At 67.3% G+C, this 12,600-nt stretch carries 13 protein-coding genes; 10 read left to right on the forward strand and 3 right to left on the reverse strand.

The window, feature by feature from the left end; genetic code table 11:
• Positions 1–49 precede the first annotated feature (49 nt).
• From FCT00_RS20005 to FCT00_RS20025, 5 genes are all read left to right on the forward strand, one after another.
• The gene (locus tag FCT00_RS20005) at positions 50–700 is read left to right on the forward strand and encodes a TetR/AcrR family transcriptional regulator (RefSeq protein ID WP_138424404.1); all 651 of its coding nucleotides are present in this window, start codon (positions 50–52) and stop codon (positions 698–700) included.
• Positions 701–806: 106 nt separating this feature from the next.
• Positions 807–1,565, forward strand: coding sequence for an energy-coupling factor ABC transporter ATP-binding protein (locus FCT00_RS20010; RefSeq protein ID WP_171043069.1), 759 nt, complete (start codon positions 807–809; stop codon positions 1,563–1,565).
• Positions 1,540–2,148 carry a CbiQ family ECF transporter T component gene (locus tag FCT00_RS20015; RefSeq protein WP_138424405.1) on the forward strand — a complete coding sequence of 203 codons (609 nt, stop codon included), beginning with the start codon at positions 1,540–1,542 and terminating at the stop codon, positions 2,146–2,148. The genes FCT00_RS20010 and FCT00_RS20015 overlap by 26 nt, the downstream gene beginning before the upstream one ends.
• Positions 2,149–2,165: 17 nt before the next feature.
• Entirely contained in the window at positions 2,166–2,708 is a 543-nt protein-coding gene (locus FCT00_RS20020) for a biotin transporter BioY (protein WP_138424406.1), read from the forward strand.
• Positions 2,705–3,385, forward strand: a complete 681-nt coding sequence (locus FCT00_RS20025) for a nitroreductase (protein WP_138424407.1) — start codon at positions 2,705–2,707, stop codon at positions 3,383–3,385. The genes FCT00_RS20020 and FCT00_RS20025 overlap by 4 nt, the downstream gene beginning before the upstream one ends.
• Here the strand turns inward: FCT00_RS20025 and FCT00_RS20030 are convergent.
• The 3 genes from FCT00_RS20030 to FCT00_RS20040 form a co-directional block, all read right to left on the reverse strand.
• Positions 3,378–4,481 carry a thiolase family protein gene (locus FCT00_RS20030; protein ID WP_138424408.1) on the reverse strand — a complete coding sequence of 368 codons (1,104 nt, stop codon included), beginning with the start codon at positions 4,479–4,481 and terminating at the stop codon, positions 3,378–3,380. The two genes, FCT00_RS20025 and FCT00_RS20030, sit on opposite strands and share 8 nt — an antisense overlap.
• Complete coding sequence (locus tag FCT00_RS20035) at positions 4,478–5,665, reverse strand: AMP-binding protein (RefSeq protein ID WP_171043070.1); 1,188 nt, start codon at positions 5,663–5,665, stop codon at positions 4,478–4,480. Before FCT00_RS20035 ends, FCT00_RS20030 begins: the two co-directional genes overlap by 4 nt.
• Positions 5,666–5,747: 82 nt before the next feature.
• The gene (locus FCT00_RS20040; protein WP_138424410.1) at positions 5,748–6,653 is read right to left on the reverse strand and encodes a LysR family transcriptional regulator; all 906 of its coding nucleotides are present in this window, start codon (positions 6,651–6,653) and stop codon (positions 5,748–5,750) included.
• A gap of 130 nt (positions 6,654–6,783) precedes the next feature.
• Here FCT00_RS20040 and FCT00_RS20045 point away from each other — a divergent pair, with 130 nt between their 5' ends.
• The 5 genes from FCT00_RS20045 (at position 6,784) to FCT00_RS20065 (ending at position 12,496) form a co-directional block, all read left to right on the forward strand.
• On the forward strand, positions 6,784–8,064 hold the full coding sequence (locus FCT00_RS20045) for a gallate dioxygenase (protein ID WP_138424411.1): 1,281 nt from the start codon (positions 6,784–6,786) through the stop codon (positions 8,062–8,064).
• A 66-nt stretch (positions 8,065–8,130) separates the two neighbouring features.
• Positions 8,131–9,117 (forward strand): TRAP transporter substrate-binding protein, encoded by a 987-nt coding sequence (locus tag FCT00_RS20050; RefSeq protein ID WP_138424412.1) that lies wholly within the window; start codon positions 8,131–8,133, stop codon positions 9,115–9,117.
• A gap of 5 nt (positions 9,118–9,122) precedes the next feature.
• Positions 9,123–9,644: a TRAP transporter small permease gene (locus FCT00_RS20055; protein WP_138424413.1), complete on the forward strand. Its 522-nt coding sequence runs from the start codon at positions 9,123–9,125 to the stop codon at positions 9,642–9,644.
• Entirely contained in the window at positions 9,637–10,941 is a 1,305-nt protein-coding gene (locus tag FCT00_RS20060; RefSeq protein WP_138424414.1) for a TRAP transporter large permease, read from the forward strand. Before FCT00_RS20055 ends, FCT00_RS20060 begins: the two co-directional genes overlap by 8 nt.
• A 187-nt stretch (positions 10,942–11,128) precedes the next feature.
• A complete protein-coding gene (locus FCT00_RS20065; RefSeq protein ID WP_138424415.1) occupies positions 11,129–12,496 on the forward strand; it encodes an aminomethyltransferase family protein in 1,368 nt (455 codons plus the stop codon).
• The last annotated feature ends 104 nt before the right edge of the window (positions 12,497–12,600 follow it).

The raw sequence follows: 12,600 nt of genomic DNA on the forward strand, positions 1-12,600 counted from the left end.
CCTTTGGTCTTAACTTGAACACCTGTTCGAAATAAGGCAAGATAAATCCATGCCTGCGCTGCAAGATATTGACGCCAAACGACAAAGGGCGCCGTCCCAACGGGCGCTCGCGACCCGCAAACGCGTATTCGACGCGGCCGAACGGGTGTTCGCGGACCGGGGATTCGACGGCGCCACCATCCGCGACATCGCGGCCGAGGCGGGCGAGCCGGTGGGAACGATCCATCACCACGGCGGCGGCAAGGAAGTGCTGTTTCACCGCACCGTTGCCCGCCGCGCCGAACCGCTGTCGCAGGCGCGGCGCGCGGCGCTCGAGGCGCTGAAACGCGACGGAACCGTGACCGCCGAAACCCTGCTCGCCGCGTTCTTCCGCCCGATCTTCGACCTGTCGCGCGACGATCCGCGCTGGCGCGACTATGCGCGGCTGGTCGCCTTCGTCTCGGCCGACGAACGGTGGCGGTCGATCTCGGCGGCCTGTTTCGACCCGACCGCCGAGCTGTTCCTGACCGAGCTTCTTGCGCTCCGGCCCACGGCGCACCGGGCCGAGGTGGCCGAGGCCTTCGTCTTTTCCGTCTCCGCCATGCTCGCGCTGCTCACGTCGCAGGGGCGGATCGCGGCGCTTGGCGGCGAGATGCGGGCGGCGGACGCCCAGATCGACCACCTGATCCGGTTCTGCGCGGCGGGTCTGGCCCCGGCCTGACAGCCGCCCGGGCCCGCGCACCAATCGGCCCAGACTCGGTTGGACCACGGCAAAAAACCATGTATGACCCCGGTGCGCGCCAGAAACGGAAAACTTTCCCATTCATATGACCTCGATCGTCAAGGGTTCCCACGGAGCGGTGCTGAGGCCCGAGCTCATGCTTGAGGACGTTTCCGTCCGTCTGGGCGACGTCGATGTGCTGTCCGCCATCTCGCTGCGGGTGCAGGAACGGCGGGTCGGGATCGTCGGGCGCAACGGGTCGGGCAAGACCACGCTGGCCCGCATCATCGCCGGGTTGCAGGCCCCGACGCGCGGTTCGGCCCGGATCGACGGCGACGACATGGCGCGTGACCGCAAGGCCGCCCTGCGCGCGGTCGGCATCTTGTTTCAGAACCCCGACCACCAGATCATCTTCCCCACCGTGGACGAAGAGATCGCCTTCGGCCTCATGCAGCTCGGCCATGACCGGGACGCGGCGGCGCGCGAAACCTCGGCGATCTTGTCGCGGTTCGGCAAATCGGGCTGGCACGGGGCGGCGACGCATTCGCTGTCGCAGGGGCAAAAGCAACTCGTGTGCCTGATGGCCGTCCTTGCCATGCGGCCCCGCCTGATCGTGCTGGACGAACCCTATTCGGGTCTCGACATTCCGACGCGGATGCAGCTTGTCCGCTATGTCGATGCGGTCGAGGCCTCGGTCGTCCAGATCACCCACGACCCCGACCACGTGCGGGCCTTCGACCGCGTGATCTGGCTGGACGAGGGGTCGGTGCGGATGGATGGCCCGACGGACGAGGTTTTGGCGGCCTTCGAGGCGCAGATGACGGCATGGGGGCAAGACGATGATCTCTCTGACCTCGCCGGTTGAAACCTGGGCGCATGACGTGCCCGCCGGGGTCAAGCTCGCCGCCCTGTCGGCGGCGACGGTCGGGCTTTTCGCGCTACAAGACCCGATCTGGCTGGGCGTGGCGCTTGCCGGTGCAGGCGCGATCGTCCTCAGCGGTGGCCTGCGCTTCGCCCGCGCGGCGGCCCGCAGCCTGCGCATCCTCATCCCCTTCCTCGCGCTGATCGCCGTGTGGCACGGCGTGACCGGGCAGATCGAGGCGGGGCTGGTCGTCGCGCTGCGCCTGCTGACCGCGCTGACGCTCGCGAATTTCGTGACGATGACGACCCGGCTGACCGACATGGTCGCCGTCGCCGCCATTCTGCTCTCACCCCTGCGCCGGTTCGGCCTTTCGACCCGCGCTTTCGAACTGTCCATCGCGCTGGTCGTGCGGTTCACACCCGCCATCGCCCAGAAAGGCGGGCTTCTGGCCGAGGCTTGGCGGGCACGTGCCGCCCGACGCGTCGGCTGGCAGATCGTCATGCCGCTCGCCGCGATTGCGCTGGACGATGCCGATCACGTCGCGGACGCCTTGCGCGCACGCGGCGGATTGGACCAGACACCCTGAAACACCACGGAGACCTCATGGAACGTAACCTCGCACATATCGCCCTGTTCGCAGCCCTGATCGCGGCCCTCGGACTGATCCCGAAATTCACGCTGGCCTTCGGCGTGCCGATCACCGCGCAGAGCATGGGCGTCATGCTCTGCGGCACCATTCTGGGCGCGAAACGCGGCGCGCTGGCGGTGCTGCTGTTCCTCGCCCTCGTCGCGCTCGGCCTGCCGCTGCTCGCGGGCGGTCGCGGCGGACTGGGCGCCTTCGCGACACCGTCGGTCGGGTTCCTGATCGGCTGGCCCATCGCTGCCTTCGTCACCGGCTGGATCGTAGAACGCTGGAACGCGCCGATCCTGCCCGTCGCCACCTCCGCCGCGATCATCGGCGGGGTGTTCACCATGTATGTCTTCGGGATTCTCGGGATGGCCTACATGCTCGACAAGACGATCCCGGCGGCGACCATGCTGTCGCTCTCGTTCATCCCCGGCGATCTGGTCAAGGCCATCGCGACCGGCCTCATCACCGCGGCGCTGGCACGCACCCGTCCGGCGAGCATCCTGTCGCGGGGATGAGCCTGACCCCGGTCGAAAGCACCCTGTTCGCGCGCCGTTCGGTCCGGGCCTTCGCGCCCGACCCCGTGCCGCGCGCGGACATCGAACGCTTGTTGCGGGCGGCCCGGTCCGCGCCCAGTGGCGCGAACCTTCAGCCCGGCCGGTTCCACGCGCTGACCGGCGCGCCGCTCGCCGCGCTTTCCGCCGAACTGGTGGCGGCCTCGGAAAGCGGCCGCCCGATGGTCTCGGAATATTCCTATTTCCCGCAGCCGATGCCGGCGGACCTGAAAGCGAAACAGCGGGCGGCGGGCTATGCCCTTTATGCCAGCCTCGGCATCGGGCGGCGCGACGTGGACGCGCGGCGCAACCAGTTCAACGCGAATTACCGCTTCTTCGACGCCCCGGTCGGCGTCGTCGTGTCGATCCGGCGCGACATGGGGAAGGGGTGCTTCATGGATCTCGGCATGTCGATCATGGCCTTCATGCTGGCCGCCGAGGGCATGGGATACGCAAGCTGCGGGATCGGGGCGCTCGCCAACCACGCCGATGTGGCGCAGGCGCATCTGGGCCTGCCCGACGACGAGCTGATCGTCTGCGGCCTGGCGCTTGGCCGCGCCGAACCCGACGTGCCGGTCAACACGGTCCGCACACTGCGCGACGCGCCGGAAGACTTCGCGACGTTTCGCGGCTTCACCTGACCGACAGCATCACGGCGGTGCCCAGACCGCCCGCGGCGGCGATGGCGGCAAGCCCGGTGCCCCCGCGCCGCTTCACCTCGTGCCACAGCCTGACCGCGTTGATCGCGCCCGAGGCCCCGACCGGATGCCCGCGCGCAAGCCCGCCGCCGCCCGGATTGACGATGGCCGGGTCCAGCCCCGCGCCCTCCACGCAGGCGATGGCCTGCACCGCATAGGCCTCCATTACCTCGGCCACCGACAGGTCGGCGGGCGTCGTCCCGGTGCGGTCGAACAACGCCCCGATCGCCTCGACCGGCGCGACGCCGGGCAGGTCGGGGCGACCGCCAAGGGTGATCCCGCCGCGATAGGCAAGACCGGGGTCGGGCAGGCGGGCCGCCACACGATCCGAGACGAGCAGGCAGACGGCCGCACCATCCGCGGCGACGGCGGCATTGGCCGCCGTGATGCTGCCCACCAAACCCGGCGCGCGGGCCGCGAGCCTTGGGGTCAGGTCGCGGGTGAAGGTATCGCGCTCCACCCCGGCGAGCGGCACGACTTCGCTGCGCATCTCGGCCATCCGCGCCTTCCGGTGGCTGTCCACGGCCCATGCGTCCTGAGCCGCGCGCGGGATATTCCAGGACCGCGCCAGCGCCTCGGCGGCCTCGTCCATCTCGGGGTCGCGGTCGGGCCACGGCGTGAAGGGCGGCCGGTCATATGCCACAGGCGGCCCTCCGTCCGGGTCGGTCCTGAGGCGCAGGGGGCGGCGCGAATAGCTTTCGACCCCACCGGCCGCGACGACCTCGGCCTGTCCCGACGCGATGAGCGCGGCGCCCATGACCAGTGCATCCAGCCCGCCGCAGCACTGGCGATCCAGCGTAAGGCCCGCCACCCGCTCCGGTAGACCCGCCGCCAGCGCCACGCGCCGGGCGGGGTTGCCGCCCGCGCCAAGGGCATTGCCGAGCACCACCTCGTCCACGTCCTCCACCCCAAGCCCCGCCTCCCGGATCGCATTGGCGAGCACCGGGGCACAGAGCGCATCGAGGTCCAGACGGGCCAACGCGCCGCCACGGGGCGCAACCGGCGTGCGCAGGGCCGACACGACGCGCACCCCGGTCATGCCCGCCGCTCCACCATCGCCGCGATGCGGGCAAGGTCGGGCTTGCCGGACGCGGTCAACGCCATGTCGGGCATCACGAACAGGTCGCGCGGGGCCGCGAGCGGGCCGAACCTGTCGCGGCAGGCCCGCAAGACCGCCTCGGGCGTCGCGCCTGCGGGAAGGGCATCGACCACGGCGACAAGCACCGTGCCCCGCTGCGGGTCGGGGCGCGGGATCACCGCGCAATGGGTCAGGCCGGGATGCGACAGCAGGAACAGCTCCACGTCCTCGGGAAAGACGTTCTGATCGGCGATCGTGACCATCCGGTTCCGGCGCCCGGCGACCGACAAGGAGCCGTCTGGGCCGAGCGTGCCGATCTCTCCGACCGTGACGAACCCATCGCGCCAGCGGGTGTCGGGGCTGTCGCCTTCGGCGTAGCCCGCAAAAAGGTAAGGGCTTTTCACCCAGATCTCGCCCGCCGCCGCGCCGGGCGGGTCGATCCGGATCTCGACCCCCGGATAGGCGCGGCCCACGCCGCCCACGTCCCCGGACCCGTCCCCCCAGGCGATGAAGCTGGTCTCGGCGGCCCCGTAGAACTCGGTCACCGTGGCGTTCGGGGCGCACCGGACCACGGCGTCGCGCAGCGCCCGGCCCATATGCCCGCCGCCGCATAGCACGTGGCGCAGGGCGGGCAGGGGGTGCCCGGTGGCGGTGAGAAGCCGCAATTGCGTTGGCGTGGCGTAGAGCACCGTCACGCCCTGATCGGCAAGACCCGCAACCTGCTGCCGGGGCCGGAACGTGGCGAGGTCCACGATGTCCGCGCCGATATGCGCGGCCTCGACGATGGCATAAAGCGCAAGCGAGTGGATCGGCAGGCCGAGGATGCCATAGGTGTCGTCCGGCCCCAGCCCAAGGTGGCCGCGGTTGACCTCGAAACTCGCGATCCATGAAGCATGGGTGCGCCGGATCACCTTGGCCGGCCCGGTCGTCCCGCCGGAGCGCAGGCGCAGGAACCCGGCAGAACCCCCCGGAACCGGCGAAATCCCCTCCGGCGTGACCGACACCTCGCAGCCCTCGCGGATCGCCGCGCGCAGCGCGTCAAGATCGGCCCCGTCCCGCCGCCCCAAAAGCCGGGTTTCGGCGTGCCAGTCGAAAACCTGCGTGGGGGCCGGGCCCGTCGCGGTCGGGCGATGCGCTGTCGTCATGGCTGCACGGCCTTTCCTCCTGCCGATGCGTCGGGTTTTTTCACGTCGGCCCGTGAAGCGCAATGAAACCGGCGCAAAGGCGTCAGCGGTCCGCATGATTGCGGCAGACCTCTTCGAGGAAATCCACGAACACCCGCAAGCGCGGCGACAGCAGGCGACGGTGCGGATACACCACGGACAGAACCGAGGCGTCGAGGTCGAAGGTCACGTTCCGATACACCTCGACCAGTCGGCCCGAGGCGAGGCTTTCGCGCATGTAAAGCCGGGGCAGGGCCGAGACGCCCGCACCGTTCGCCACCGCCTCACGGGCCACCAGCGGGCTGTTGACGTGGGAAATGCCCGTCGACAAGTCGATATGCGTCGGCGCGCCATCCACCCGGACCGGCATCCGTGGACGACCGTAGCGTTTCTCGCAGATGCGGACATGGGGCCGGATGCTGTCGGTGCCGCCCGTCAGGTCATGCGACGCGGCATAGGCCGGGCTCGTCACCCATGCGAGCGGACCGGCGACCAGAACCCGGCTGACCAGTTCACTGTCCACCATCGGGCCGACCACCACGGCCAGATCCACCTGATCGCGCAGAAGCTCGACCCCCTGCGTGGTCAGCACGAGATCCAGTTCGAGCTTGGGCCAACGCGCCTGAAACGTCGCGATTTGCGGCGCGACGACCTCCTGCGTGAAGGCGGGCGGCATGGCGGCGACCACCCGGCCCGAGGGCGCGGCGGACAGCCCGGCGGCGGCGGCGTCCGCCTCGCGCACCTGATCGAGAATGAGAAGGGCCTGACGATAGAACACCTCACCTTCCTCGGTCACCCGCAGGTTGCGTGAATTGCGATCGACCAGCCGCAGGCCAAGCGCGTGCTCCAACCGGGCGAGCGTCGTGGACACGGTGGATTTCGGCTGACCCAGCACGTCGGCGGCGGCCGAGATGCCACCCTGCTCGACCACCGCGACGAAGACCGGGATGTCGTCGATCTTCCATTTCATGTCCGCTTCCTTTGTTCAAAAAACTGAACGCTCCTTTCGTTTCGTATGTATTGTTCAATAAGTCCACCTCCATATGATCGCCTGCGACTCGGCCGGGGCCCGCGCCCGGCGGCCAGACGGAGGACAGCATATGGCACGTATCATCGGGGGCATCGGCGCCTCGCATTCGCCCACCATCGGGTTCGCCAAGGACACCAACAAGCACAACGATCCGGCGTGGAAACCGATCTTCGACGGGTTCGACGTGGTGCGCCAGTGGGTGCAGGACAAGGAAATCGACGTGATCTTCCTGATCTACAACGATCACGTCACCTCGTTCTATTTCGACCACTACCCGTTCTTCTCGATGGGGATCGACGACACCTATTACCCGGCGGACGAGGGCGGGGGGCCGCGCGACGTGCCGCCGGCCAAGGGGCATCTGGGCCTCAGCCAGCACATCGCGATGGCGCTGACCGCCGACGAATTCGACATGAGTTTCTTTCAGGGCAAGCCCGTCGATCACGGGATGCTCTCGCCCCTGTCGATGCTGGGCGACGCCGACGGGCCGTGGCCGGGCAAGGTGGTGCCGCTCCACTGCGGCCTTCTGCAACTCCCGATCCCGTCGCCGCTTCGGATGTGGAAGCTGGGCAAGTCGCTGCGCAAGGCGATCGAAAGCTACCCCGAGGATCTGAACGTCGCGATCATGGCGACCGGGGGCCTGTCCCATCAGGTCCACGGCGAACGCGCCGGGTTCATCAACGAAGACTGGGACGACGAGTTTCTGCGCCTCATCGAAACCGACCCCGAGAAACTCGCCAACATGCGGCTGGCCGAATACGTGGTCAACGGCGGCATGGAAGGGGCCGAGGTCATCATGTGGCTCATCATGCGCGGCGCGCTGTCGGACGACGTGACGCTGAAGCACAAGATGACCTATGCGCCCTCGGTCACGAACATCGCGACCATGATCCTCGAGGACAACGGCGCCCCCGCGACCGAGGCCGCGAACGAGGCCTACCGCGAACACATCGGCTATCACCTCGCCGGGGCCGATCAGGTCGAAGGCACGCACCCGCTGACCCACGCCCGCTCTCAGGCCGCGTTCCGCATCAACAGCTTCCTGCACGATCTCATCAAGCCCGCGCACCGCGACCGCTTCCGCACCGATTTCGATGCGCTGGCCGCCGAGCGGGGCCTGACGGACGAGGAAATCGCGCTCATCAAAGGCCGCAAATGGATCGAGATGATCCACTACGGCGTGTCGTTCTTCATGCTCGAAAAGATGGCCGCCGTGCTGGGCGTTCCCAACCCCGAGGTCTACGCGGCCTTCCGGGGCGAGACGCTGGAGGAGTTCCAGAAAAGCCGAAAGGTCGCCATCACCTACGGCGTGGGCGGCGGCGACAAGGCCAAGGCATTGAACGAGGCGTAAGGCCCGTTCCCCGAATTGGGCCCGGTGCAGCCGCCGGGCCTTTTACACCCAAGAGGGAGGATCACCATGGGTATCATCAAGACCATCGGTCTGGCCGCAATCACGGCCACCATCGCCACGGGCGCCGTGGCACAGGAACTGAAACTGGCCGATTTCCAGCCGCCCACCCACTTCATCGTGGACACGACCTATACCCCGTTCGGCGAGGCGATCTCCGCCGCCACCGGGGGTGAGACCACCGTGAAGGTTTTCATGGGCGGCGAGCTGGGCGCAGGTCCGGCCGAGCAATACAACCGCGTCGTCGACGGCGTGGCCGACATCGCCTTTGGCCTGCCGGGTTACACCGCGTCGAACTTCCCGCTCACGCTGATCTCCGAGCTTCCCGGCGTCATCACCGCCGAGGGCGGCACGCAGGCGATGATGGACAACGTGGACATGCTGTCGGACGAATACCGCCGCGTGCAACTTGTCGGCCTGTGGAACAACGCGCCGAACCTGATCCTGACCGCTGAAAAACCCGTGCGTTCGATGGACGATCTTGCGGGCATGAACATCCGCGTGCCGTCGCGCAACGCGGGCATCGTGGTGCAGGCGTGGGGCGCGAACCCGGTGTCTATGCCCGCGCCCGAGATTTACAACGCCATGCAGACCGGCGTGATCGACGGGGCGATGATCGACCCGACGACGCTGAAATCGTTCAAGCTGGCCGAGGTGACGAATTTCGTCACGCAGGGCATGGACACGACGATTTCCGAGTTCTTCCTCATCATGAACCGTGACGTGTTCGCTGAACTGGACGACACCGCGCAGCAGGCCGTTCTGGACGCCGGGCGCGAAGCCGCGCTGACCGCCGGGTCCACGTGGCTCAAGATCGCGGACGGTGCGATGGCGGATTTCGCCGCCGCCGAGGGCAAGGAAGTCATCACGCTGTCCGAGGATGAAGCGGCCAAGTTCAACGAAGCCTCCGCCGCCGCCGTGGAACAGATCGTGGCCGATGCCGAGGCCGAGGGCATCCCCGCGAAAGCGTGGATCGACGCGCTCGCCGCCGACTGACCGCGATGACCACCGCTCGCACTCCCGCCTGGCCGGACCTATTCGGCCGGGCGACCTTCGCGCTCGCCGCCTTGGCGGGCGTGTTGCTCATCCTGATGATGGGGCTGATCGCAAGCGCGGTGTTCATGCGCTACGTCATGGGCAACCCGCTTTTGGGCGTGAACGAGATCGTGCAGCTTGCCGCGGTCGCGATCACCATGCTCGCGCTGCCCTATGCCACCCATCTGCACGCCCACGTCCGCGCCGACATCTTCGACCCCGCTCTGGGCCGGGTCGGGCGCTGGCTGGCCGACATCCTGACCCGCGCCCTGTCGATCTGGGCGCTCTGGATTCTCGTCGGTCGCGCCTGGGACAAGGCCGCCGAGGCCGCCGAGTTCGGGGACGCGACCAACATGCTCGACCTGCCGATCTGGCCGCTCTACGCGCTTGTCGTTCTGGGCATCGGCCTCGCCATCATGATTTTCGCCGTTCAGATCGTGCTTCTGATCCTGACGCGGCGCGCATTCGGAGAGCCGGAGAATGGCTGACCTGACAATCGGTATCCTTGGCTTCGTCGCGCTCTTCGCGCTGATGATCCTGCGCACGCCCGTCGCCTTCGCGATGCTCCTGACCGGCTTTTTCGGCATCTGGTGGCTGGACGGTCTGCGCCGCGCCGGGGCGGTCCTGATGACCGAAACCTATTCCGCCGTCGCGAACTATTCGCTCATCGTCGTCCCGATGTTCATCCTTCTGGGCAACGTCGCCTCCGCCGCCGGGTTTTCGCGCGGACTTTATGATGCCGCCTATGCCTGGGTCGGTCGCCTGCGCGGCGGTCTGGCCTCGGCGAGCGTCATCGGCTGCGCGGCGTTCTCGGCAGTCTCCGGCTCGTCCATCGCGACCGCCGTGACCATCGGCAAGGTCGCGCTGCCCGAGATGAAGCGGCTGGGCTACGGCCCCGGCCTGTCCACCGGCGCCATCGCGGCGGGCGGCACGCTGGGCTTCCTGATCCCGCCCTCCACCGGCTTCGTGATCTACGCGATCCTGACCGAGGAAAGCATCGGGCGCCTGTTCATGGCGGGTATCCTGCCGGGGCTTCTGATGATGGCGCTCTTCATGCTGGCGATCTGGATCGTCACGCTGCGCGACCCCGCCGCAGGCCCGCGCGGCGAACGGGTGGCGTTCCGCGAACGCTTCGCCCTTCTGCTCAAGGCGCTGCCGCTGATCGTGGTCATCGTCGTGTCCATCGGCGGCATCTATCTGGGCGTCTTCACCCCGGTCGAAGCCTCCGGCGTCGGCGCGGCGCTGACCATCCTGCTGGCCTTCGCGACCCGCTCCATCGACCTCAGATCCTTCGCGACATCGGTGATGGAGACGGTGACGACCTCGACCATGCTCTACATGATCGTGATCGGCGCCAACGTCCTGAACCCGTTCCTGTCGCTCACCGGCGTGCCCGGCGGGCTCGAGGCGGGGCTGAACGCGCTGGGTCTGGGCACCTACGGCACGCTTGCCGTGATCCTGCTCAGTTACGTGGTGCTCGGCATGTTCCTCGACGGTCTCGCCATGCTGGTCATCACAATCCCGATCTATTTCCCGGTCATTCAGGCGCTCGGCTTCGACCCGATCTGGTTCGGCGTGATCGCGGTGATCGTGATCGAAATGGGCATGATAACGCCGCCCGTGGGCCTCAACGTCTTCGTGGTGCGAAACGTGGCGGGCGACGTGGCGCTCGGCACCGTGTTCCGGGGGGTCTTCCCGTTCCTGATCGCGATGATCGTCTGCCTGTTCCTCATCATCCTGTTCCCGCAGATCGCGCTGCTGATCCCGAACTCGATGTTCAACTAGGGATCAGGCGCGAAACGGCAGGGCGGCGCGTGCCCGACGCCTCGGCGTCGCACCGCCGCCCTACATTATGCCGATTATGAAACCGCTTATCGAGAAGTCGCATAAGCGAAGCCGACCCCGACCCGCTAAGTCCTCTTCCAGCACGTATTGGCGGGTCGCCAACCGATCCGCAGTCAGGAGGACACCGATGACCAAGACACTCGAAGACCGCATCGCGCTTTATGAAAGCGCATCCGACATGCTGCAAAATTCGCAGCAGGGGCCGTATGTGTTCCCGATCGCGCCGCAATACACGAACTGGATGGAAGAGGTGCGGGCGTGGCGCAACGGCGCGGTTCTTCTGAACCAGTCCTACCACATGACCGACCTTTACGTGCGCGGGCCGGATGCGATCAAGTTCATGTCCCACGTCGGCGTGAACAGCTTCGCCAATTTCGGGCGCAACAAGTCCAAGCAACTGATCTGCGTGAACCCGGACGGCTACGTCATCGGGGACGGCATCATCTTTAGGCTGGAGGATGATGAGATCCTCTATGTCGGTCGCCCGCCGCTGGCCTACTGGCTCGCCTATCAGGCCGAGATCGGCGACTTCGACGTGACGACCGAGTTCGACATCCGTTCGCTCGAAGGTGACAAGCCGCGCAAGCTTTACCGCTTCGAGGTGCAGGGGCCCAAGGCGCTCGACATCCTGAACGAGGTGAACGAGGGCGGTCCGCTCACCACCAAGTTCTTCAACATGGGCGAGATCACGGTGGCGGGCTGCACCGCACGCACGCTCAGTCACGGCATGGGCGGCGCACAGGGGCTGGAGCTTTGGGGGCCGTATGAAGACGGCCAGAAAGTCTACGACCGCCTGATGGAGGTGGGCGAAAAGCACGGAATGCTGCGCGCGGGTGCCCGCGCCTATTCCTGCGCCGCGATGGAATCGGGCTGGATTCCCTCGCCGCTGCCCGCGATCTACACGGGCGAGGCGATGAAGGGCTTCCGCGAATGGCTGCCTGCCGACAACTTCCTCGCCGTGACCTCGGTCGGCGGGTCGTTCCAGCCGGAGAACGTGGAAGAGTTCTACCTGACGCCCTGGGATCTCGACTATGGCCGGGTGGTCAAGTTCGACCACGATTTCATCGGGCGCGCCGCGCTGGAAAAGATGGCCGAAGAAGAACATCGCACCAAGGTCACGCTGGTCTGGGATCAGGCTTCGGTGCTCGAGATTTTCGCGGGCCTCATGGGTCCGTTCCCCGGCCCGAAGCTGATGGAATTGCCCGCCGGTCACTATGCCGCGCACCCCTACGATCAGGTGCTCCTCAACGGCGAACAGGTCGGCGTTTCGACCTACCCGGTCTATTCCGCCAACGAACGCGCGTGGATTTCGCTCGCGATGGTGCGCGGCGATCTGGCCGAACAGGGCACGAAGCTGAACATCCTCTGGGGCGAAAAGGACGGCGGCACCGACAAGCCGCATGTCGAAGAACACGTGCAGATGGAGGTCTCGGCCGAAGTGCACCCGTGGCCGATCCACGCAGCTTCGCGCGAAAGCTACCGCGCCCAGAAATGACGGCGGCGCCGTGGCCAGAGCGTCGCGGCGCAGCGGTTGCGGTTCGACTTTGGCTTGTCGGCCAAACCCCGGCATAGTCGCGGACAAGACCGAACCGGGGGCCA

The sequence above is a fragment of the Maritimibacter alexandrii genome, from assembly GCF_005871115.1.
Lineage (GTDB): Bacteria > Pseudomonadota > Alphaproteobacteria > Rhodobacterales > Rhodobacteraceae > Maritimibacter > Maritimibacter alkaliphilus.